This is a genomic window from Ruegeria sp. HKCCA0370 (assembly GCF_013033705.1).
Classification (GTDB): Bacteria; Pseudomonadota; Alphaproteobacteria; order Rhodobacterales; family Rhodobacteraceae; genus Ruegeria.
Genome location: NZ_WQEP01000007.1, coordinates 66,462 through 87,314 on the forward strand (window position 1 = coordinate 66,462; position 20,853 = coordinate 87,314).

The window sequence follows — 20,853 nt, forward strand, 5'->3', positions numbered from 1 at the left end:
CATGGCAGCAACACCCTGTTAACCAAGAACAGGACTGCCATGGTCGCCCGCGCCCACACTGTTGCCTTTCACGGCGTCGAAGCCCGCCCGGTCGAGGTGCAATGTGCCGTATCGCCCGGCTTGCCGGCCTTTTCCATCGTTGGCCTTCCCGACAAGGCCGTGTCCGAAGCCCGCGACCGTGTCCGCAGCGCGCTGAGTGCGATGGCCATCGCTCTGCCCTCGAAACGAATTACGATCAACCTGTCTCCTGCCGATCTGCCCAAGGAAGGCAGCCATTTCGACCTGCCCATCGCAGTCGCGCTGTTGTCGGCACTCGAGGTCATCCCAGCCGATGCCGCCGAAGGAACGGTCGCACTGGGAGAGTTGTCGCTTGATGGATCTCTGGTACCTGTCGTCGGCGCCCTGCCCGCCGCCATGACGGCCGCGTCCGAAGATCGCATGTTGCTGTGTCCCAAAGCCTCCAGCGCCGAAGCGGCATGGGTCGACGCCACTCAGGTTATCGGCGCGGGTTCCCTGGGCGATGTTGTCCGCCATTTCTCGGGACAGTCCCCTTTGCCCGCGGCACAACCCGGCGAGGTGAATCTGACGCCCAGCGTGCGAGATCTGCGCGACGTAAAGGGGCAGGAACGCGCCAAGCGCGCTTTGGAAATCGCAGCAGCCGGGCGTCACCATCTGATCATGATCGGCACGCCGGGGTCGGGCAAATCCATGCTGGCTGCACGGCTTCCGGGCATCTTGCCTCCGCTGACCGCAGTCGAAGCGTTGGAAACTTCGATGATCCAATCCCTGTGCGGGTTGCTGGATGAAGGCGGAATCAACCGCACGCGTCCTTTTCGGGAACCGCATCATACGGCCTCGATGGCAGCCATTGTCGGCGGGGGCAAAGGTGCCAAGCCCGGTGAAATCTCATTGGCGCATAACGGCGTGCTGTTCATGGATGAGTTTCCCGAGTTTCCGCGTACGGTTCTGGAAACCCTGCGCCAGCCAATAGAATCCGGAGAAGTCATGGTGGCGCGGGCCAACGCCCATGTGAAATACCCTTGCCGTTTCATGCTGGTGGCCGCCGCGAACCCGTGCAAATGCGGCTACCTGACGGATCCATCGCGCGCCTGCTCTCGTGCACCCGGCTGCGGCGAGGATTATCTGAACCGTATCTCGGGGCCCCTGATGGACAGGTTCGACCTGCGGATCGAAGTTCCGCCTGTGGGCTTCACCGATCTTGATCTGCCCCAATCCGGCGACAGCTCGGCGACAGTTGCCGCGCGGGTTGAAAACGCCCGCGCCGTACAGACAGAGCGGTTTCGGGGAATGCCAGAGATGCGTCAGAATTCCGACGCCGAAGGCAAAGTTCTGGAACAGATCGCAACACCCGATGCAGAAGGAAAAGCGGTTTTGCTGAAGGCCGCAGATCGGTTCGGCCTATCGGCCCGTGCCTTTCATCGCATTCTGAGGGTGGCGCGGACGATCGCCGACCTGGACGGCTCAGACGACATCCGTAGACCACATGTGGCAGAGGCGCTGAGCTTTCGCATCAGCGCCCGGGTCATGGCTTAGACCTTGGCTTCAATCGCCTGCCAGATCTTTTCGGCAATGTTCACGCCGTCGAACCGTTCCAGCTCTTGAATACCGGTCGGCGAGGTCACGTTGATCTCGGTGAGATAGTCGCCAATGATGTCGATCCCGACAAAAATCTGCCCTTTTTCCTTCAGCAACGGTCCGATGGCGGCACAGATCTCCAGATCACGCTCTGACAACCCGATCTTTTCCGGGCGCCCGCCCACATGCATGTTTGACCGCGTTTCGCCCGCGGCCGGCACCCGGTTGATTGCGCCAACCGGTTCACCGTCCACCAGGATCACCCGCTTGTCGCCATTGCTAACATCCGGCAGGAACTTTTGCACGATCAGAGGCTCGCGCGAGAACCCCGTGAACAGCTCGTGCAGAGAGGTCAGGTTGCGGTCATTGGCATCCAGTCGGAACACGCCCGCACCGCCATTGCCATAAAGCGGCTTTAGGATGATATCGCCGTGCTTTTCCTTGAACGCCTTGATCGTTTTTATGTCACGGGCAATCGTTGTCGGCGGCGTCAGGTCAGGGAAATCCAAAACCAGCAGTTTTTCAGGATAGTTCCGAACCCAGAACGGGTCGTTGACCACCAGCGTTTGCCCTTTCAGGCGGTCCAGTAGATGGGTGGACGTGATGTAGTGCATGTCAAAGGGTGGATCCTGACGCAGCCAGACCACGTCGAAATCGGCCAGGTCAACTTCACGTTCGGGGCTCAGAACCGCCGGATCGCCGGCGACCCGCTGCACGGTCATGTCATGGCCGCGCGCCGTGATACGACCTTCCTGATAGGCCAGCTGATCCGGCCCATAGAAAAACAACGAATGACCGCGCGCCTGCGCCTCCTCCGCCAGACGGAATGAGCTGTCGGCGTTGATGTCCACGGCCCCGATCGGGTCCATTTGAAAGGCGATTTTCATGTCGTGTCCCTCAGTTTCACGCAAGATACATGGCCCAGCAGGCCTGAGGGTTCAATGGGGCTTAGGCGTGACCGAAGGCGTTTTCGATGATTTGAACCGCGCCAGTGCCATCTACCAGTGCCGCGTCAAATCGGACATTGGTCAATTGCCCACCCGGTTCGTTTTCCAGGTATTGCGCGGCCGAGGCACAGATTCGGTCAATTTGTCTTTGGCTGATCCGGGCTGCAGCATTTTCGAAACTGGAGCTTTTCTTGACCTCGATGAACACCAGCCCGTCGCCGTCCCGCACAATCAGATCGATTTCACCACCGGCACCCCGCCACCGGCGATGCGCAATAGCAAACCCCCGGCGCTCGTAGTCCGAGGCGACCCGAAGCTCGGCTGACTGCCCCGCCTGATAGGAAACCGAGCCCTGAATTGCACGCCGCCCCATGTCATCCCTTTCCCAGTTTCAGAGCTTTCTGGTAAATTGGACGGCGCGGCAGATCATACATTTCTGACACAAGATCCGCTGCGTCCCTGACCGAATGAGTTTCCAAAGCTCGCTTCAAAGCCTCTTCTACGTCGGATTCGTTAACACTTTGCGAATGGCTACGGTCCACCAGCAGAACGATCTCACCCTTGACCGGTTTTTCCTGAATTTCTGCCGCCAGATCGGCCAGTCTTCCACGGCGGATTTCTTCGAACTTTTTCGTAAGTTCACGGCACAAGGCCGCCTGACGGTCTGCCCCCAGGCATTCCGCAAGATCTGCAAGGCTGGCCGAGACGCGTTTTGGGGATTCATAGAACACCAAGGTGCCTGGTATGTTTTTCAAAGCCTCAATCCGGGTCCGGCGTGCGCCCGATGCATTGGGCAAGAAACCTGCGAAAAAGAATGAATCTGTTGGCAGACCCGCCAAGGTCAGCGCTGTTATGGCGGCGGATGCCCCGGGCGCACAGGTCACCATATGCCCGACTTCGGCCGCCTGCTTGCCCAGATCATATCCCGGATCAGCGATCAGCGGCATACCCGCCTCGGATGCATAGGCGACCGATTGGCCCTGTGCCAAGGCATCCATAAGCCTGCCACGCGCCCCGGCGCCGCTGTGATCATGGTAGGCTTGGATATGCCGACCCTCCAGGGGGATGCCATGGATTTCCATCAACCGCCGCAGGCTCCGGGTGTCCTCCGCCGCTATCACATCAGCCGAGGCCAGAACATCCAGCGCCCTGAGCGTAATATCGCGCGCGGTTCCGATCGGAGTGGCAACAAAATACAGGCCCGCAGCCAATCTGTTCTTTTGGAAATTCAAAGCTGGACCCTCACAGCGTGACGTTTATTATCGCGGCTCAACAGAACAGAAGCATTCACAGCCGCCGGATCAGGGAGTTTTCATTTAGATGTTTACCGTTTGCAAGCCCGTAAGCAAGCTGGCGAAAGCCGCCATTGCCCTGACGACCGCAGCATTTCTGGCCGCTTGTGAGCCGGGCGGCGTTGGGGGTGGCCCTTCGATTGACACGTCGAATCCTGTTCCGGTTGCTTTGCTGGTTCCCCGCTCGGGCGACGCCGCGCTGGCGCAGAGCCTTGAGAATGCGGCCCGTATGGCAATGTCCGATCTGCCTAACGTCAAAATCGACCTGCGTGTTTACGATACGGCAGGAAACCCGACCACGGCGACAGCGGTGGCCCAGCAGGCCGTTGCCGAAGGCGCCAAGATCATTGTCGGCCCTGTTTACGCCCAGGCGGCAAACGCTGCCGGACTGGCCGTACTGAACAATAACGTGAATGTTCTTTCGTTCTCGAACAACACCAGCATTGCGGGTGGCAATGTATTTGTACTTGGACCGACCTTTGAAAACACCGCCAACCGGCTGGTGAATTATGCGGGCAGGCAAGGCAAAACGAACACGGTTATCGTGCACAGCAATGATGCCGCGGGGCAAGTGGGGCAAGCTGCCATCGCCAATGCTCTGGCAAACAGCCGGGTCAACAATGCGGGAACGGTCGGATACGACCGGTCGCAACAGGGTGTCATCAACTCGGTTCCCACCATCAAGGCCACCGTCGATTCGACAGGGGCGGACTCGATTTTCATGACGGCAACGACAGCGGGTGCCTTGCCACTTTTCTCGCAATTGCTGCCTGAGGCCGGCGTTTCTCCGGCGACGACACAATTCATCGGTCTAACCCGTTGGGATATCCCCCCGCAAACGCTGGAGCTGCCGGGAGTGCAAGGGGGATGGTTCGCCCTGCCCGACCCGTCAAAGGCCCAAGCCTATCGTCAACGCTATAACGCGACATATGGAGAAGCCCCTCATCCGATCAGCGGTCTGGCCTATGACGGAATAGCGGCGATTGGTGCTTTGGTCAGCCAGGGCAAATCCAATGCTCTGACCGGTGCTGCCCTGACCCAAAATGCCGGTTTCCAAGGTGTTGGCGGTATCTTCCGCCTCCGCCCGAACGGCACCAATGAACGCGGCCTTGCCGTAGCGACGATTCAGAATAAACAGGTGGTTGTGATTGACCCTGCCCCGCAAAGCTTCTCTGGTGCCGGTTTCTGAGCGATCGGGCGAGACCATGGCGCCGGATGGCGCGCTAATTTGCCCTGCCGAAAACATCTTTGACAGCGTCAGCGTCAATGATGCGCTGGCCGAGGTGTTCGAGACCAGCTCTGACAACAGCAAAATGCGCTCTGAAACAGTGCGCATCCTGCGTGACGCTCAGAAAGCGGGTCGAAAAGCCATTGCCGATGCCTTCAGCGAACGTCCGTTCGACGCGCGCGCGCTGACCCGGTCCTATACCTACCTGACGGACCAGCTGGTCGGAACGGCAATGCTGGTCTCCAGCACGCGCTTGCATCCGCTTGCGACGCCAACACAAGGTGAAAAGATCGCCGTACTGGCCGTTGGCGGATACGGGCGCGGTGAAATGGCGCCGTCTTCGGATGTCGATCTGCTGTTTCTGACCCCCTACAAAATCACCGCCTGGGCCGAGAGCGTCATCGAATCGATGCTTTATATCCTTTGGGATCTCAGGCTCAAGGTCGGGCATTCTTCGCGCACGATCAAAGACTGCCTTCGGCTGGGCACCGAGGATTTCACGATCCGCACCGCAATGCTTGAACAACGCTATCTGGCGGGCGACAAGGCGCTGGCCGACGAGCTTGAGCGGCGCCTGAAAACCGAGCTGTTCAAAGGAACCGAGCGGGAATTCATCGAAGCCAAACTGAACGAACGAGATGAGCGGCACCTGAAACAGGGAGAGCGCTACAAGGTCGAACCCAATGTGAAAGAGGGCAAAGGGGGGTTGCGCGACCTCCAATCCCTCTACTGGATCGCAAAGTACATCTATGGCGTTCAGGACGTGGCCGAGCTTGTGCCTTTGGGTCTGTTCACCCCGGAAGAGTTCAAGACTTTCGTTCAGGCCGAAGAATTTCTTTGGGCTGTTCGTTCGCATTTGCATCTGGTGACGGGTCGCGCCACCGAGCAACTGACTTTTGACATGCAGGTCGAGGTTGCCGCGCGCATGGGCTATGAGGATCACGCCGGTCGCCGGGCGGTCGAGGTGTTCATGCAACGCTATTTCCGCGAAGCCACGCGTGTGGGCGAGTTGACGCGGATTTTTCTGACGAAGCTTGAGGCGCTGCACGTGAAAGGCGCACCTTTGCTGGAGCGTATTTTCCGCAGGCGCCGTCGGGTCAAAGCGGGATACCGGGTTGTTCACGGTCGTCTGGACGTAGCGGACCCTGACAAATTTCTGTCCGACAAGGTAAACCTTCTGCGCCTGTTCGAAGAAGGCTTGCGAACGGGAATGCTGATCCATCCGGATGCCATGCGTCTGGTGGCGGCAAATCTGCATCTGATCGACGACGAAATGCGCAATGACAAAGAAGCGCGGCGCATCTTTCTTGACCTGATGCTAAAACACGGCAACCCAGAGCGAGCCTTGCGGCGGATGAACGAACTGGGTGTACTGTCCGCCTTCCTGCCCGAGTTCGAGCCCATCGTGGCCATGATGCAGTTTAACATGTACCACAGCTATACGGTGGACGAGCATACCATCCAGTGCATCGTGAACCTGGCCCAGATCGAACGCGGAGAGTTGATTGAATCGCTGCCTCTTGCCTCTTCGATTCTGAAAGGTGGGGTCAATCGCAAGGTGCTGTATGTCGCCCTGTTGCTGCATGATATCGCGAAGGGGCGCCCCGAGGATCACTCGATCCTTGGGGCACAGATCGCGCGCAAGGTGGCACCAAGACTGGGCCTGAACAAAGCAGATTCGGAAACGGTCGAATGGCTGGTGCGCTATCACCTGCTGATGTCCGACATGGCACAGAAACGTGACATTTCAGACCCCCGCACAGTGCGTGATTTCGCCAAGGCAGTTCAAACCGTCAAACGGCTAGACCTGTTGACCGTTCTGACCGTCTGCGACATTCGCGGCGTGGGACCGAACACATGGAACAACTGGAAAGCCACGCTTTTGCGCGCCCTTCACGCCGAAACCAAGCGCGCGCTGGAAACCGGGATGGAGGACCTCAACCGCGCCAATCGCGGCGCCGAGGCAAAGAAAGCCCTGCGCACCGAACTGGCAGCCTGGTCCAAGGCCGACCTCAAATCCGAGACGGGGCGCCACTATGACCCGTATTGGCAGGGTCTCAATCTGGCCACACATGTCGAGTTTGCGAACATGCTGCGTGCGCTGGAACAAAGCGGCGACCCCGGCGCGATGGAGATCCGCCTGCAACCGGACGAGGATCGCGACGCAACCCGAGCCTGTTTTGCGATGGGCGACCACCCCGGTATCTTTGCCCGCATTGCTGGCGCGCTGGCCCTGGTCGGCGCGAATGTCGTGGATGCGCGCAGCTATACGACCAAAGACGGCTATGTCACCGATGCATTCTGGATTCAGGACGCCGAAGGGCACCCGTTTGAAGCCTCGCGCCTGCCACGTCTTACGCAGATGATCCACAAGACGCTGCGCGGCGAAGTGGTTGCGAAGGAGGCGTTGAAATCACGCGACAAGATCAAGAAACGCGAGCGTGCCTTCAACGTTCCAACGCATATCACCTTCGACAATGACGGTTCTGAAATATACACGATCATCGAAGTGGACACCCGCGACCGTCCGGGTCTGTTGTTTGATCTGACCCGGACCCTCGCTGCAGCGAATGTCTACATCGCCAATGCCGTGATCGCGACCTATGGCGAACAGGTGGTCGATACGTTTTACGTCAAGGATATGTTCGGCTTGAAATATCATTCGGAAAGCAAGCAACGTGGGCTTGAGGCCAAGCTGCGCAAGGCGATCACCGAAGGCGCCGAGCGTGCGGCCTCATGAAGCAAATCCGTTTGTTTTCAGGCCTGTTCACGGTCGGCTTCTGGACGCTGGCCAGTCGAATACTGGGGTTTCTGCGGGAAATTCTGCTGACCGCCTTCATCGGCCCCGGGCCGGTGATGGATGCTTTCGTCGCGGCCTTTCGCCTGCCGAACATGTTCCGCCGCTTTTTCGCCGAAGGCGCATTTAACGCGGCTTTTGTGCCCATGTTCTCGAAACGGCTGGAGGCGGACGAGAACCCCCAAGGGTTCGCGCAGGATGCGTTCAACCTGTTGGCCGTGGCCGTTCTGGCGCTGGTCGGGCTGGCCATGGTTTTCATGCCGGGTCTGGTGTGGCTGACGGCCGAAGGGTTCCATGGGGATGAACGTTTCGAGCTGGCCGTGGACTATGGCTATGTCGTGTTCCCGTATATCCTTTTCATGTCCTTGGCGGCGTTGTTTTCGGGGGTATTGAACGCCACCGGCAGGTTCGCAGCGGCCGCAGCGGCACCTGTTTTGCTGAACATCTTTGCCTGCACCGCGCTGATCGCCGGGGCCATCTCTGGCGGCGAGGTGATACGATGGCTGATCTCGGTCATTCCGGTCGCCGGCGTCGCACAACTGGTGCTGGTCTGGGTGGCGACCGAACGTGCAGGTATCCGTATCCGCCCCGGCCTGCCCCGCCTGACGCCCGAGATGCGCCGGATGGTCCGCATCGCGGTTCCCGCCGCCTTGGCCATGGGGGTCACCCAGGTCAATCTGGTGGTCGGACAACTGGTGGCATCAAAGACCGAAAAGGCCGTGAGTTGGCTGTTTGCCGCGGATCGCCTGTACCAACTGCCTTTGGGCGTCGTCGGAATCGCCATTGGCATTGTCCTGCTGCCCGACCTGTCCCGCCGCCTGCGCGCCGACGACAAGGACGGGGCCCGCAACGCGTTTTCCCGCGCCGGGGAATTTATGCTGCTGTTGACACTGCCCTCGACAGTGGCGTTCCTGATCATCCCGAACCCGCTGGTTTCGGTACTGTTCGAACGGGGACAGTTCAGTCCCGAGGATACCGCTGCGACAGCTCTGGCGGTCGCGATTTATGGCATCGGTCTGCCTGCATTCATGCTGCAAAAACTGCTGCAACCACTTTTCTTTGCGCGCGAGGATACGCGTTCCCCGTTCCGATATGCGGTGGTCGCAATGGTCGTGAACGCGGCCTTGGCGTTTGGCCTATTTCCGCTGGTGGGTTGGATCGCCCCTGCGATTGCCGCGTCAACTGCCGGCTGGGCCATGGTTGTTCTTCTGGCGATCGGGGCACGTCGCATGGGCGAAGAAGCGCGTTTCGATGATCGTTTCAGGGCACGTGCGGGCCGGATCGTTCTGGCCTCGGTCGGTATGGGCGCGGTTTTGTTTGCGTTGATCCACTTCTTGGGTTGGACGCTGGACATTCCCGGCTGGCGCTATCTTGCGCTTTTGGTCCTGATCGTGGTCGCCGCCGTCTCGTATTTCTGTCTTGGTCATGTCCTGGGAGCGTTCAAATTGTCAGAGTTCAAACGCGCCTTGCGCCGGGCCTGATCAATCGCGGCGGATGCGCCCGACGATCCGGGCCCAGGCCCCCGGCGCCACCAGAAATGACATGCCAAAGCCAGTGGCAAACCCGCCCAGATCGGCGACCCATTCCGCGTTTCCGCCGAAGATCAGACCAAACAGGAACTGAATGCCCATCAGAACGGCGATCAGTTGAAACGCCCTTGCCTGATTTGCCCCCACAAGCGACAGTTTGCGCCACAACAACCACGTGAATGCTCCGATCAGGCCATAAACAGGTGGAAACCCTCCGATCAGGGGATAGCGCGGGTCCAGCAAAACGGCATAACTCAACGCGCCGCCAATCCCCGAGACGACGAAAATCAGCAGCATGGGGACACCACCGAAAACCTCACCAACCATTTTTCCCATCGCCAGAACGAAGACACAGACAAAAATCGCCTGCGTAAAGTTGGCGGATACAAAGGGATAGGTCACGAACCGGACCAGATGTTCGAACGGCCAACGCCCGTTCAGCACCATCCAATCGAAAATATCCGCCGAGAAGGCATAGTGCTGTATCGCGTCTAGACGCCAACCCACGGCCGCCGGCCCTCCGATCAAACCGCGCGATCCCAGCGTGAAGGCCAGTTCGACGCCGATGATGAACAGAACCAGCGCCACCACAACGGGCGGCAACGGGTTTACGGCGGGTGTGTAATGCTCACTGCTCATCGGGCTGGCCTTTCGCGGCTGTTGACGTCCCTTTGCCTCATGGGTAAGCGACGGGGGCTGATTTTTCCAGACAGGAGTTCCCTTTGATGACCGAGACCCAGTTCACGCCCCGCGTGTTTTCCGGCGCACAGCCTTCGGGTAACCTGCACCTCGGCAATTATCTCGGTGCGCTTCGGAACTGGGTGAGAATGCAAAGCGAGGAATTTGAAACCATCTATTGCATGGTCGATCTTCATGCAATCACGGTCTGGCAAGATCCAATCGAGTTGCAGCACGCAACGCGGGAGCTTTGTGCCGGTTACATCGCTTCTGGACTAAACCCCGAAAAATCGATTTTGTTCAATCAAAGCCAAGTGCCGGAACACGCGCAACTGGCTTGGATATTTAACTGTGTTGCTCGTATGGGTTGGATGCAGCGCATGACCCAGTGGAAGGACAAGGCCGGCAAGAACCAGCAGAACGCTTCGCTTGGCTTGTTTGCCTATCCTGCTCTGATGGCTGCGGACATTCTAATCTATCACGCAACCCACGTACCGGTCGGGGAAGACCAGAAACAGCATCTTGAGCTGACTCGCGACATCGCCATCAAGTTCAACAACGATTTCGGCGTCGATTTCTTTCCCGTCACCGAGCCGGTGATCGAAGGTGCGGCCACACGGGTCATGAGCCTGAGGGACGGATCAAAGAAGATGTCGAAATCCGATCCTTCTGACATGAGCCGGATCAACCTGACGGATGACGCCGAAGCGATTGCCAGGAAAATCCGCAAAGCCAAGACCGACCCTGATGCTCTGCCGTCAGAGGCCGAAGGGCTCGAGGACCGCCCCGAGGCGCGTAACCTGGTCAATATCTACGCGGCCCTGAACGATCAAACCATCGAACAGGTTCTGTCCGAAGTAGGCGGCAAGCAGTTCGGTGAGTTCAAACCGATGCTGGCCGATCTGGCAGTGGCGAAACTGGCTCCGATCTCGACCGAAATGTCACGCCTGATGGGGGATCAGGCCGAGATTGACCAGATTCTCGCCCGCGGCGCCGAGCGCGCACGTGAAATCGCTGCTCCGATCCTGCAAAAGACTTACGAGATCGTTGGCATGGTCGGCGCCGCATCACGCTGATTGCACTGGACCTTCGCCTGACGCCCTCCTAGGGTTTGCCTGAATCAAAGGAGGGCGTCATGGCAACCGGCACGAACATCCGGACCTATTTTCAAGGCCAATGGCATGAGGGGGACGCACCCATCATGCGCGCGGCGGATCATGGCGCCTGGCTGGGATCTTCGGTCTTTGACGGCGCGCGATATTTTGACGGCGTGGCCCCGGATTTGGAGGCCCATTGCGCACGGGTGAACCGGTCAGCCGAAGCCTTGATGCTGACGCCGACCATGACGACCGAACAGATGGTCGAGTTGGTACGCGAAGGGTTGCAGGCCTACAGCCCGGACACAGCCGTTTACATTCGCCCGATGTACTGGGGGATCGACGGTGACAGCACGGCAATAGTCCCGCAGGAAAACAGCACCGGTTTTGCCATCTGCCTGGAAGAAATCCCAATGGCCCCGGAAACCGCGTCGGCCACTCTGTCGACCACGCGCTTCCGCCGCCCGGTTCTGGAAAGCGCGGTCGTAAACGCCAAGGCGGGGTGCCTTTACCCCAACAACGCCCGCATGCTGCAAGAGGCGCGCTCGAAAGGCTTTTCCAACGCTTTGGTGGCCGATGCGATGGGGCATGTGGCGGAAACGGCGACGGCCAACATCTTCATGGTGAAGGATGGCGAAGTCTTTACACCGATCCCGAACGGAACCTTCCTGGCTGGAATTACCCGAGCACGGCATATCAAAAACCTGCGCGCAGATGGTGTAAAGGTCCACGAAACGGTTCTGAGCTTCGAGGAATTCCACGAGGCCGACGAGGTCTTCATGTCCGGCAACATGAGCAAGGTCACACCGGTAACTGCGCTGGAGGATACGCAATTTCAGGTGGGTCCTGTTGCTCGCCGTGCGCGCGCGCTCTATTGGGATTGGGCTGCAAGTGATCGATAGCACGATGCCCCAGGCTTGCCCGAGTTGCCAGCGTGCGATCGGTCGGGCATGATCCCGGAAACCTAAAGAGGATACCCATGCGTAAGTTCCTAGTCGTTCTGGATGACAGCCGCGAATGCCTGAACGCGATGCGGTTTGCCGCGATGCGGGCTGCCCATACCGGAGGTGGTGTGACGGTCCTGTCTGTCATCCCGCCCGACGAGTTCAATCACTGGATCGGTGTAGCCGAAACCATGCGTGAAGAAGCCCGCGAACGTATCCATGCTCATTTCGAAGTGTTTGCCAAATGGATGCGGGACAAGCAGAACGTGGAACCTGAACTGGCCATTCGCGAAGGTGATCCCGTGGCACAGATCATCGAACATGTTCAGTCCGATCCCGAGATTGGTGTTCTTGTACTTGGGGCGGGGACCGACAAGAAAGGTCCCGGTCCGTTGGTGACTCAACTGACGAAGAATTCGGGTAGCCTGCCGATTCCGATCACGATCGTTCCGGGCAATCTGAGCAAAGAGAAACTGGAAGAAATAACCTGAGGCGCGGCGATGGCGAAGACGATACAGTTCTGGTTCGAATTCGCCTCGACCTATTCCTACCTCAGCGCGATGCGGATCGAAGCGGCCGCGCAAGACAAAGGCGTTGACATTGAATGGCACCCGTTCCTGTTGGGTCCGATTTTCGCGGAACAAGGATGGCGCACCTCACCTTTCAACCTGTATCCGGCCAAAGGGCGGTACATGTGGCGCGATATGGAACGTCTGTGCAAGGCGCGCGGGCTTCCTTTCGCAAAGCCTGATCCGTTTCCGCAGAATTCGCTCAGGGCAGCACGCCTGGTTCTGGGCATCGAGGATCATCGGGAACGGGCGGCGTTTGTTCGGGCCGTCTTGAGCGCCGAATTCGGCGCCGGGCAGAATATCTCCGAGGACAGCGTACTGGCCTCCTGCCTCGACGAAGCAGGGGTGCACAGCGGCGTGCTGAACCGCGCAGGGGACCCGGACATAAAACAGGCCCTATTCGAACAATCTGCCCGCGCCAAGGCGCTTGGTCTGTTTGGTGCACCAAGTTTTCTGGCCGGGGAAGAGTTGTTCTGGGGCGATGACCGTCTGGATGACGCATTAGAATACGCTTCCACAATTTAGAATCGTTCCAAATCTTGACTTCCCGTGCGCCTGCGCGCATATCAGAAGCACATCAGACGGAGCGCCCTCATGTTCATCCAGACCGAATCCACCCCCAATCCGGCCACGTTGAAATTCCTGCCCGGCCAAACGGTGCTGGAAGCTGGAACAGCGGATTTCCCAACTGCGGAAGCGGGCGAAAAATCCCCTCTGGCCAAACGCATATTTGCGGTCAATGGTGTGACTGGCGTGTTTTTTGGCAACGATTTTGTCACCGTCACCAAATCGGACGACGTTCAGTGGGACCACATCAAACCGGCCATTCTTGGCGCAGTGATGGAGCATTATCAATCCGGCCAGCCTGTTATGGGCGCAGATTCCGCCGGGGCCTCGGGCCATGCCGAGCACTCTGGTGAGGACGCTGATATCGTCAACCAGATCAAGGACTTGCTGGACAGCCGTGTGCGTCCTGCCGTGGCTCAGGATGGGGGTGATATCACGTTCCACGGGTTTGATCGCGGCGTGGTCTATCTGCACATGCAGGGGGCCTGCGCGGGTTGCCCGTCTTCGACATTGACCCTGAAGATGGGTATCGAAAACCTTCTGCGCCATTACATTCCGGAAGTGACCGAGGTTCGCCCTGTTGCCGTCTAACCCGACGATTCTGGCATTTGACACATCGGCCGCGCATTGCGCGGCCGCTTTGTTGCGCGATGGCGAAATCGTGACGTCTCGTGCCGAAGCAATGTCACGCGGACAAGCCGAACGATTGATTCCGCTGTTGGAAGACGTTCTGGCGGAAACCGGATGTGATTGGGCCGGTTTGGACGCGATCGGCGTTGGGATAGGGCCCGGGAACTTCACCGGCATCCGTATTTCGGTTTCGGCCGCGCGGGGTCTTGCACTTGGGCTGGAAATCCCTGCGGTCGGAGTTTCCGGCTTCGATGCCTTGCGTGAGCTGGCGGAAGACGGGCAGATACCGGCGATCCCTGCCCCGCGCGACCAGGTTTATGTGAAAATGCCCGGTGCCGATCCGTGTCTCTTGCCTCGGGCCGAAGCGGAACTTGGCGGGCCGTTGTATTCCTGCTCTGACCCTGCCTTGCTGGCACAAGCCATCGCCCGGCTGGCCGCGCGGCGCTGGGATCGTACCAGCTTGCCGCCTGCACCTTTATACGTAAGGCCCGCCGACGCGGCTCCGTCCCGCGATACCCCCCCTGTTCTGCTGAACGAATGACACCGCACGAGATGGCATCGACCCATGCCGCAGCGTTTTCGCACTCGCGCGGCTGGACAGAAGATGAATTCGCCGCCCTTCTTGAAAACCGCTTTACTCATGCCGTCGGAGATTCCCGGTGCTTTGCACTGTTTCAGGTGATTGCGGGCGAAGCCGAGTTGCTGACAATTGCAACCCACCCTTCGTTTCAAAGGCAGGGCCTGGCACTTCGTCTCATGCAGGAATGGCATGATCAAGCGATCGATTTGCAGGCAACGCGTGCCTTTCTGGATGTCGCGGCCGACAACATTGCGGCCATTTCCCTGTACAATCGATGCGGATATCGGCAGTGCGGGTTGCGCAGGGCGTACTATGCACGCGAAACGGGCCAGAAAACTGATGCACTCGTAATGGAATGCCGCCTGCCCCTACGGCAATCGCCCGTTTTTTAGACCATTTGGTCAGAATTCAGTTGACCATGGTGGTTGCAAACCCCCTTAATACCCGCCATCACAACAGTTATGCTCGCTAAAAGTGGGTGAACGGGGCTAATCTGACCCTGTGCCAACAAAATAAAATTGGGAGACTGAAATGACCCTGATGAAATCCTTGATGGGTGCTGCCGCTGCCGTCGCAATGTCAGCCGGAGCGGTTCTGGCCGAACCGGCGGTGATCTTTGACCTGGGCGGCAAGTTCGACAAGTCCTTCAACGAGGCCGCCTATAACGGCGCGCAGCGCTGGGCGAATGAAACCGGCGGCAAGTATCTGGAAATCGAAATTCAGGCAGAACCGCAGCGCGAACAGGCCTTGCGCCGGTTTGCGGAATCCGGTGCAAATCCGATCATCACCATGGGGTTCGGAATCGCTGACGCCCTGGCGGCTGTTGCAAGTGATTACCCCGACACCAAATTCGTCGCTGTTGACGTGACTTGGCTGGACGCTCCAAACATCCGCCAGATTGGCTTTGCCGAGCACGAAGGGTCCTACCTGGTCGGGATGATGGCCGCCATGGCGTCGAAATCCGGCACCGTTGGTTTCATCGGAGGTATGGACATCCCGTTGATTCGCCATTTCGGATGCGGCTATGCCCAGGGCGCTAAGGCCGTGAACCCAGACATCAATGTTGTTGCCAACATGACAGGAACAACGCCTGCTGCCTGGAACGATCCGGTAAAAGGTTCGGAGCTTACAAAAGCGCAGATCAGCCAGGGCGCTGATGTGATATACGCTGCGGCCGGCGGAACCGGCGTTGGCGTTCTGCAAACTGCGGCTGACGAGGGCATCCTGTCGATTGGTGTGGACAGCAACCAGAATCACCTGCACCCAGGCAAAGTTCTGACTTCGATGCTGAAGCGTGTGGACGTCGCGGTTTATGAAGCGATGAAAGCAGGCGAAAACGTTGAAACCGGCGTTTTCATCATGGGTCTGGCCGAAGATGGGGTCGGCGTTGCTATGGATGAAAACAACAAAGAGCTTGTTTCGGTTCGCATGAGCGACGCCGTAGACGAAGCCCGCAAGGCGATCATCAACGGCGACATCAATGTTGTAAGCTATTACGAGAACGACAGCTGCCCGGCGCTGCAGTTCTGATAACGCGCGGGGCGGGAGAGTGCCTTCCGCCTCGCCACCCACTTCGCCATCCTGGCGGACAGCCGGATGGGTTTCTCGGCAGTTGAGGGCAAGACATGACCGTCCCAGCCATTGAGCTCAAAGGGATATCCAAAGCCTTTGGGCCAGTTCAGGCCAACAAAGACATCTCGATCAGCGTTGCACCCGGTACGATCCATGGGATCATCGGTGAAAACGGCGCAGGCAAATCCACGTTGATGAGCATTCTCTTCGGCTTTTACAAAGCCGACAAAGGTGAGATCTGGATCAATGGGACCAAGACCGACATCCCAGACAGCCAGGCGGCCATCGCCTCGGGCATCGGGATGGTGTTCCAGCATTTCAAGCTGGTGGAAAATTTCACCGTACTAGAAAACATCGTACTGGGCGCCGAGGATGGCGGGTTGCTGGCGCCATCACTGGCAAAAGCCCGCAAAGAGCTGAAAGAGCTCGAGGAAGAATACGAACTGTTCGTCGATCCCGACAAGCGCATCGACGAGATCGGCGTGGGGATGCAGCAGCGGGTCGAGATCCTGAAGGCGCTGTACCGCAAGGCCGAAATTCTGATTCTGGACGAACCGACCGGCGTGTTGACCCCAGCCGAAGCCAATCAGCTGTTCCGCATTCTCGACCGACTGCGGTCCGAGGGCAAAACAGTCATCGTGATCACCCACAAACTGCGCGAGATCATGGAAAACACCGACACGGTATCGGTTATGCGGCGCGGGCAAATGACGGCCACGGTCAAGACATCCGAGACCAGCCCCGAGGAGCTAGCCGAACTGATGGTCGGCCGCAAGGTTCTGCTGCAAGTCGACAAAGTGCCCGCGACGCCCGGCAAACCCATTCTCGAGATCGAAAATCTCAGCGTTTTTGATTCGGCGGGCGTCGAACGGGTCAAAAACATCGACCTGACCGTGCGCGCAGGTGAGATCGTCGGCATCGCCGGCGTGGCCGGCAATGGTCAATCCGAACTGCTGGAAGTTCTTGGTGGAATGCGCCCTGGGCAGGGCTCGATCAAGCTGAACGGCGAACCGCTGGCACTGAGTGGGGCCGGATCAGATGGTCAGGCCCGCCGCGCGCATCACATCGCCCACGTGCCCGAGGACCGGCAGCGCGAAGGCCTGATCATGGACTTCCACGCCTGGGAAAACGTGGCCTTCGGGTATCACCGCGACCCGGCCTATAAACGCGGTATCTTCATGGACAACGCGGCGTTGCGCGCCGATACCGAAGCCAAGATCGAGAAATTCGACGTCCGCCCGCCCAATCCCTGGTTGGCAGCCAAGAGTTTCTCGGGCGGCAACCAGCAGAAAATCGTTGTCGCCCGCGAGATTGAACGCAACCCCGACCTGCTGCTGGTCGGGCAACCCACGCGGGGCGTGGACATCGGCGCCATCGAGTTCATTCACAAACAGATTGTCGCGCTGCGTGATCAGGGCAAGGCAATCCTGCTGGTATCGGTCGAACTGGAAGAAATCTTCTCGCTCTCGGACCGGATCGCGGTGATGTTTGACGGACATATCATGGGAGAACGCCTGCCCCATGAGACAGATGAAAAAGAACTGGGCCTTCTGATGGCCGGTGTTGCGGGAGAGGCCGCGTAACATGGAAAAAATGCCTAAATGGGCCGATGTCATTCTGATCCCCCTGATCAGTCTGATACTGGCCGCAATCCTTTCGGCGCTGGTCATCCTCGCCATCGGCGAAAACCCTGTCGAGGCCGTCAAATTGATGGTCACTGGTGCGCTGGGATCGACCTATGGCTGGGGCTATACGCTCTATTACGCGACCAACTTCATGTTTACCGGTCTTGCGGTGGCCGTCGCCTTCCATGCCCGTATGTTCAACATCGGGGGCGAAGGTCAGGCGATGCTGGGCGGGCTGGGCGTGGCCATGGTCTGTCTTTATGTCGACTGGCCGCATTGGAGCATTGCCTTGCTTGCCGCCTGTGCGGCATCGATGCTGTTCGGCGCGCTCTGGGCAGCCATTCCGGCCTATCTTCAGGCAAAGCGTGGCAGCCATATCGTGATCACCACGATCATGTTCAACTTCATCGCCGCTGCTTTCCTGAATTACATGCTGGTCAATGTCATGCGGCCCCAAGGGTCGCAGGATCCGGCCACCGCGCGGTTCTCTGAAAGCGTGCATCTGCCCTCTTTCCAGGAGATGTTCTCGACCGCAGAGAACGTTGTTTTCCGCGGCGCCCCTGCGAACATCACCTTCTTCATCGCGTTGCTTGCCTGCGTGGTTGTCTGGGCGCTGATCTGGCGCACGCGTCTGGGTTATGAAATCCGGGCTTACGGCCATTCCGAGACCGGCGCTGTCTATGCCGGTATTTCACCTGTGCGCATCACGATTGTCGCGATGCTGATTTCCGGCGGGCTGGCAGGGCTGATGGCCATCAACAATGTCATGGGCGAAGCCGAGCGACTTGTTATGAACTCGACCGAGGGCGCGGGTTTCATTGGCATCGCCGTGGCTCTGATGGGGCGTTCACATCCGTTTGGTGTGTTTCTGGCCGCGCTCTTGTTCGGATTTCTGTATCAGGGCGGTGCCGAGCTGGCGCTGTGGGCTTCGATTCCGCGGGAACTGATCGTGGTCATTCAGGCCCTGGTCATCCTGTTCACCGGCGCATTGGACAACATGGTGCGAATGCCGCTTGAAAAACTTTTCCTGGGTATGCGGAAGAGGGCTGAGTGATGGAATTTTTCGTAACCCTCATTCAGGTTCTGGATTCGACCATTCGCCTGTCCACGCCACTGCTGCTTGCCTGTCTGGCCGGTCTGTTTTCGGAACGGGCCGGGATCTTCGACATCGGCCTCGAAGGCAAAATGTTGATGTCAGCGTTCTTTTCGGCTGCAATCGCAGCTGTCACAGGGTCGGTTTGGCTGGGCCTGCTGGCTGGTATCGCATCCTCTTTGTTGCTGTCGGGCCTGCACGGGCTGGCGTCGATCACCTTCCGGGGCAACCAGTTGATATCGGGCGTGGCGATCAACTTTCTGGCCTCGGGCCTGACCGTCCTGGTCGCGCAAAGCTGGTTTCAGCAAGGTGGTCGTACACCGTCCCTGTTTGGCGGGGGCCGGTTCGAACCGATCAACTTCCCATTCGCCGAGTCCCTCAGCGGTGTGCCAATTGTTGGTCCCATCTATTCCGAATTGCTCTCGGGCCACTCGATCCTGGTTTATGTCGCGTTCCTGATGGTTCCGGCCACCTGGTGGCTTCTGTATCGCACCCGGTTCGGTCTGCGCCTGCGGGCGGTGGGTGAGAACCCGGCCGCAGTGGACACCGCCGGTGTCTCGGTGGTTGGCCTGCGGTTCGCCGCTGTCGCCATCTGTGGTGTGCTGTGCGGTATTGCAGGCGCCTATCTGGCTACGGCATTGCAGGCAGGGTTTGTCAAGGAAATGACCGCCGGTCGTGGCTTTATCGCCTTGGCCGCTCTGATCTTTGCCAAGTGGCGCCCGTGGCATGCCATGTGGGCCTGCTTGCTGTTTGGTCTGCTGCAAGCGATCGCGCTGCGGTTCCAAAATATCGACCTGGGTGGCGTCGTGATTCCCGTGCAGGTGATGGACGCCCTGCCCTATATTCTGACGGTGGTGATCCTTGCCGGCTTCGTCGGCAAAGCCATCCCACCTCGGGCAGGCGGAGAACCCTACGTCAAAGAGCGCTGATAAGGCCAGTTCCGAACTGAGTTTCAGTCCTGTTCGCTGCGGAGCGGCATGCAGAGTTGATTTTGCATGCCGCAACCGTTCTAAGAGGGTATGAGTGTGTACCTTCCTGCAAACTGGCAGTTGTCCGCAGACCCGATCAGCGCAAACAGGCAGGTCTGGTCGTATGTGCCGATTAGTCACATTCAAATTTTTAAATATTTAGGCGAATGCGACGCTATGGCGTTGCGCCTCTCAACTCAGTGCGACTAGAAGAGCCCATGCAGATATACCTTCCCATCGCCGAAGTCTCAGTAAACGCCTTTCTCTTGTTGGGGTTGGGCGGCATGGTTGGCATCCTGTCCGGAATGTTCGGTGTCGGTGGCGGCTTTTTGATGACCCCGCTGCTGTTCTTCATCGGTATTCCGCCGGCGGTGGCTGTTGCTACCGAAGCCAATCAGATCGTCGCATCATCCTTTTCCGGAGTTCTGGCACATTTCCGACGAAAGACCGTGGACCTCAAAATGGGAACGGTATTGCTGGTTGGCGGGCTTGTTGGGGCCGCTTTGGGCGTGGTTGTCTTCAACTATCTCAAAAGCCTGGGTCAGGTCGATCTGCTGGTGACACTCTGTTACGTTGTTTTTCTTGGCGTCATTGGCAGCCTGATGTTTGTCGAAAGCCTGAGGGCACTGCGTAAAGCCAAGAAAGGCGGCGCGGCCCCTGCCAAGCGCCGGCAGCGGGGCTGGGTCCATGCCATGCCCTTCAAAATGCGTTTTCGCACCTCGGGCCTGTATATCTCGGTCATCCCGCCGGCCTTGGTCGGTCTGTGCGTTGGGGTTTTGTCGGCGATCATGGGCGTTGGCGGCGGCTTTATCATGGTCCCTGCCATGATCTACTTGCTGGGTATGCCGACCAAGGTCGTTGTCGGCACGTCGCTGTTTCAGATCATCTTTGTGACAGCCTTCACCACGATGCTGCACGCCACCACCAACTATACGGTTGATGTTGTTCTGGCGGTCTTGTTGCTGGTGGGCGGCGTCATTGGCGCCCAGATCGGAACCGTGATCGGAGCCCGAATGCCGGCGGAACAATTGCGCGTGCTGCTTGCCGCTCTGGTGCTGGCCGTATGTGGCAAGCTTGCACTTGATCTGCTTATCGAACCCGCCGAGCTCTACTCGCTTGGCAACGGCGGAGGGCACTGAGG

General features: G+C 58.7%; 20 protein-coding genes. 16 read left to right on the plus strand and 4 right to left on the minus strand.

Annotated features, from left to right (window positions below):
* Positions 1–39 precede the first annotated feature (39 nt).
* Entirely contained in the window at positions 40–1,554 is a 1,515-nt protein-coding gene (locus GOW31_RS14915; RefSeq protein ID WP_171171097.1) for a YifB family Mg chelatase-like AAA ATPase, read from the plus strand.
* Here the strand turns inward: GOW31_RS14915 and gshB are convergent.
* From gshB to rsmI, 3 genes are all read right to left on the minus strand, one after another.
* The gene (gene gshB / locus GOW31_RS14920; RefSeq protein ID WP_152456874.1) at positions 1,551–2,483 is read right to left on the minus strand and encodes a glutathione synthase; all 933 of its coding nucleotides are present in this window, start codon (positions 2,481–2,483) and stop codon (positions 1,551–1,553) included. The genes GOW31_RS14915 and gshB overlap by 4 nt on opposite strands.
* Before the next feature lie 61 nt (positions 2,484–2,544).
* The gene (locus GOW31_RS14925; RefSeq protein ID WP_171171099.1) at positions 2,545–2,916 is read right to left on the minus strand and encodes a YraN family protein; all 372 of its coding nucleotides are present in this window, start codon (positions 2,914–2,916) and stop codon (positions 2,545–2,547) included.
* A 1-nt stretch (position 2,917) separates the two neighbouring features.
* Positions 2,918–3,775 (minus strand): 16S rRNA (cytidine(1402)-2'-O)-methyltransferase, encoded by an 858-nt coding sequence (gene rsmI, locus GOW31_RS14930; protein WP_171171101.1) that lies wholly within the window; start codon positions 3,773–3,775, stop codon positions 2,918–2,920.
* Positions 3,776–3,863: 88 nt separating this feature from the next.
* Between rsmI and GOW31_RS14935 the strand changes: the two genes are divergently transcribed.
* Genes GOW31_RS14935 through murJ form a run of 3 tightly spaced genes read left to right on the plus strand, consistent with a single transcriptional unit; the run spans position 3,864 to position 9,341 of the window.
* A complete protein-coding gene (locus GOW31_RS14935; protein WP_152456871.1) occupies positions 3,864–5,024 on the plus strand; it encodes a penicillin-binding protein activator in 1,161 nt (386 codons plus the stop codon).
* Positions 4,984–7,803 (plus strand): [protein-PII] uridylyltransferase, encoded by a 2,820-nt coding sequence (locus GOW31_RS14940; protein WP_152456870.1) that lies wholly within the window; start codon positions 4,984–4,986, stop codon positions 7,801–7,803. Before GOW31_RS14935 ends, GOW31_RS14940 begins: the two co-directional genes overlap by 41 nt.
* Complete coding sequence (murJ, locus tag GOW31_RS14945) at positions 7,800–9,341, plus strand: murein biosynthesis integral membrane protein MurJ (protein WP_171171103.1); 1,542 nt, start codon at positions 7,800–7,802, stop codon at positions 9,339–9,341. The genes GOW31_RS14940 and murJ overlap by 4 nt, the downstream gene beginning before the upstream one ends.
* Here murJ and GOW31_RS14950 read toward each other — a convergent pair whose 3' ends face one another.
* On the minus strand, positions 9,342–10,028 hold the full coding sequence (locus tag GOW31_RS14950) for a rhomboid family intramembrane serine protease (RefSeq protein ID WP_171171106.1): 687 nt from the start codon (positions 10,026–10,028) through the stop codon (positions 9,342–9,344).
* A gap of 86 nt (positions 10,029–10,114) precedes the next feature.
* Here GOW31_RS14950 and trpS point away from each other — a divergent pair, with 86 nt between their 5' ends.
* From trpS to GOW31_RS15010, 12 genes are all read left to right on the plus strand, one after another.
* On the plus strand, positions 10,115–11,143 hold the full coding sequence (trpS, locus tag GOW31_RS14955; protein ID WP_171171108.1) for a tryptophan--tRNA ligase: 1,029 nt from the start codon (positions 10,115–10,117) through the stop codon (positions 11,141–11,143).
* A 59-nt stretch (positions 11,144–11,202) separates the two neighbouring features.
* Positions 11,203–12,066, plus strand: coding sequence for a branched-chain amino acid aminotransferase (locus GOW31_RS14960; RefSeq protein ID WP_171171109.1), 864 nt, complete (start codon positions 11,203–11,205; stop codon positions 12,064–12,066).
* A gap of 77 nt (positions 12,067–12,143) precedes the next feature.
* The gene (locus GOW31_RS14965) at positions 12,144–12,599 is read left to right on the plus strand and encodes a universal stress protein (protein ID WP_152456865.1); all 456 of its coding nucleotides are present in this window, start codon (positions 12,144–12,146) and stop codon (positions 12,597–12,599) included.
* Between the two features lie 9 nt (positions 12,600–12,608).
* Complete coding sequence (locus GOW31_RS14970; RefSeq protein WP_171171112.1) at positions 12,609–13,202, plus strand: 2-hydroxychromene-2-carboxylate isomerase; 594 nt, start codon at positions 12,609–12,611, stop codon at positions 13,200–13,202.
* Positions 13,203–13,271: 69 nt separating this feature from the next.
* Complete coding sequence (locus GOW31_RS14975; RefSeq protein WP_152456863.1) at positions 13,272–13,835, plus strand: NifU family protein; 564 nt, start codon at positions 13,272–13,274, stop codon at positions 13,833–13,835.
* Entirely contained in the window at positions 13,825–14,415 is a 591-nt protein-coding gene (gene tsaB, locus GOW31_RS14980) for a tRNA (adenosine(37)-N6)-threonylcarbamoyltransferase complex dimerization subunit type 1 TsaB (protein ID WP_171171114.1), read from the plus strand. The genes GOW31_RS14975 and tsaB overlap by 11 nt, the downstream gene beginning before the upstream one ends.
* Positions 14,412–14,846 (plus strand): N-acetyltransferase, encoded by a 435-nt coding sequence (locus GOW31_RS14985; RefSeq protein WP_171171116.1) that lies wholly within the window; start codon positions 14,412–14,414, stop codon positions 14,844–14,846. The genes tsaB and GOW31_RS14985 overlap by 4 nt, the downstream gene beginning before the upstream one ends.
* 139 nt (positions 14,847–14,985) lie before the next feature.
* Positions 14,986–15,984: a BMP family protein gene (locus GOW31_RS14990; protein WP_171119679.1), complete on the plus strand. Its 999-nt coding sequence runs from the start codon at positions 14,986–14,988 to the stop codon at positions 15,982–15,984.
* 95 nt (positions 15,985–16,079) lie between these two features.
* A complete protein-coding gene (locus tag GOW31_RS14995; RefSeq protein WP_171171118.1) occupies positions 16,080–17,609 on the plus strand; it encodes an ABC transporter ATP-binding protein in 1,530 nt (509 codons plus the stop codon).
* 1 nt (position 17,610) lies between these two features.
* Positions 17,611–18,705: an ABC transporter permease gene (locus GOW31_RS15000; protein WP_152456858.1), complete on the plus strand. Its 1,095-nt coding sequence runs from the start codon at positions 17,611–17,613 to the stop codon at positions 18,703–18,705.
* A complete protein-coding gene (locus GOW31_RS15005; protein WP_171171121.1) occupies positions 18,705–19,673 on the plus strand; it encodes an ABC transporter permease in 969 nt (322 codons plus the stop codon). Before GOW31_RS15000 ends, GOW31_RS15005 begins: the two co-directional genes overlap by 1 nt.
* Positions 19,674–19,930: 257 nt before the next feature.
* A complete protein-coding gene (locus tag GOW31_RS15010) occupies positions 19,931–20,851 on the plus strand; it encodes a sulfite exporter TauE/SafE family protein (protein WP_171171123.1) in 921 nt (306 codons plus the stop codon).
* Positions 20,852–20,853: the final 2 nt, after the last annotated feature.

Excerpts from the sequence above, each read along its gene's own strand:
- GOW31_RS15000 (WP_152456858.1), top strand. The coding sequence starts at position 17,611 with ATGGAAAAAATGCCTAAATGGGCCGATGTCATTCTGATCCCCCTGATC.
- GOW31_RS15010 (WP_171171123.1), top strand. The coding sequence starts at position 19,931 with ATGCAGATATACCTTCCCATCGCCGAAGTCTCAGTAAACGCCTTTCTC.
- GOW31_RS14965 (WP_152456865.1), top strand. The coding sequence starts at position 12,144 with ATGCGTAAGTTCCTAGTCGTTCTGGATGACAGCCGCGAATGCCTGAAC.
- GOW31_RS14960 (WP_171171109.1), top strand. The coding sequence starts at position 11,203 with ATGGCAACCGGCACGAACATCCGGACCTATTTTCAAGGCCAATGGCAT.
- GOW31_RS14935 (WP_152456871.1), top strand. The coding sequence starts at position 3,864 with ATGTTTACCGTTTGCAAGCCCGTAAGCAAGCTGGCGAAAGCCGCCATT.
- GOW31_RS14985 (WP_171171116.1), top strand. The coding sequence starts at position 14,412 with ATGACACCGCACGAGATGGCATCGACCCATGCCGCAGCGTTTTCGCAC.
- gshB (WP_152456874.1), bottom strand. The coding sequence starts at position 2,483 with ATGAAAATCGCCTTTCAAATGGACCCGATCGGGGCCGTGGACATCAAC.
- GOW31_RS14950 (WP_171171106.1), bottom strand. The coding sequence starts at position 10,028 with ATGAGCAGTGAGCATTACACACCCGCCGTAAACCCGTTGCCGCCCGTT.
- GOW31_RS14970 (WP_171171112.1), top strand. The coding sequence starts at position 12,609 with ATGGCGAAGACGATACAGTTCTGGTTCGAATTCGCCTCGACCTATTCC.
- GOW31_RS14915 (WP_171171097.1), top strand. The coding sequence starts at position 40 with ATGGTCGCCCGCGCCCACACTGTTGCCTTTCACGGCGTCGAAGCCCGC.
- GOW31_RS14925 (WP_171171099.1), bottom strand. The coding sequence starts at position 2,916 with ATGGGGCGGCGTGCAATTCAGGGCTCGGTTTCCTATCAGGCGGGGCAG.
- murJ (WP_171171103.1), top strand. The coding sequence starts at position 7,800 with ATGAAGCAAATCCGTTTGTTTTCAGGCCTGTTCACGGTCGGCTTCTGG.
- GOW31_RS14995 (WP_171171118.1), top strand. The coding sequence starts at position 16,080 with ATGACCGTCCCAGCCATTGAGCTCAAAGGGATATCCAAAGCCTTTGGG.
- trpS (WP_171171108.1), top strand. The coding sequence starts at position 10,115 with ATGACCGAGACCCAGTTCACGCCCCGCGTGTTTTCCGGCGCACAGCCT.
- GOW31_RS15005 (WP_171171121.1), top strand. The coding sequence starts at position 18,705 with ATGGAATTTTTCGTAACCCTCATTCAGGTTCTGGATTCGACCATTCGC.
- GOW31_RS14990 (WP_171119679.1), top strand. The coding sequence starts at position 14,986 with ATGACCCTGATGAAATCCTTGATGGGTGCTGCCGCTGCCGTCGCAATG.
- GOW31_RS14975 (WP_152456863.1), top strand. The coding sequence starts at position 13,272 with ATGTTCATCCAGACCGAATCCACCCCCAATCCGGCCACGTTGAAATTC.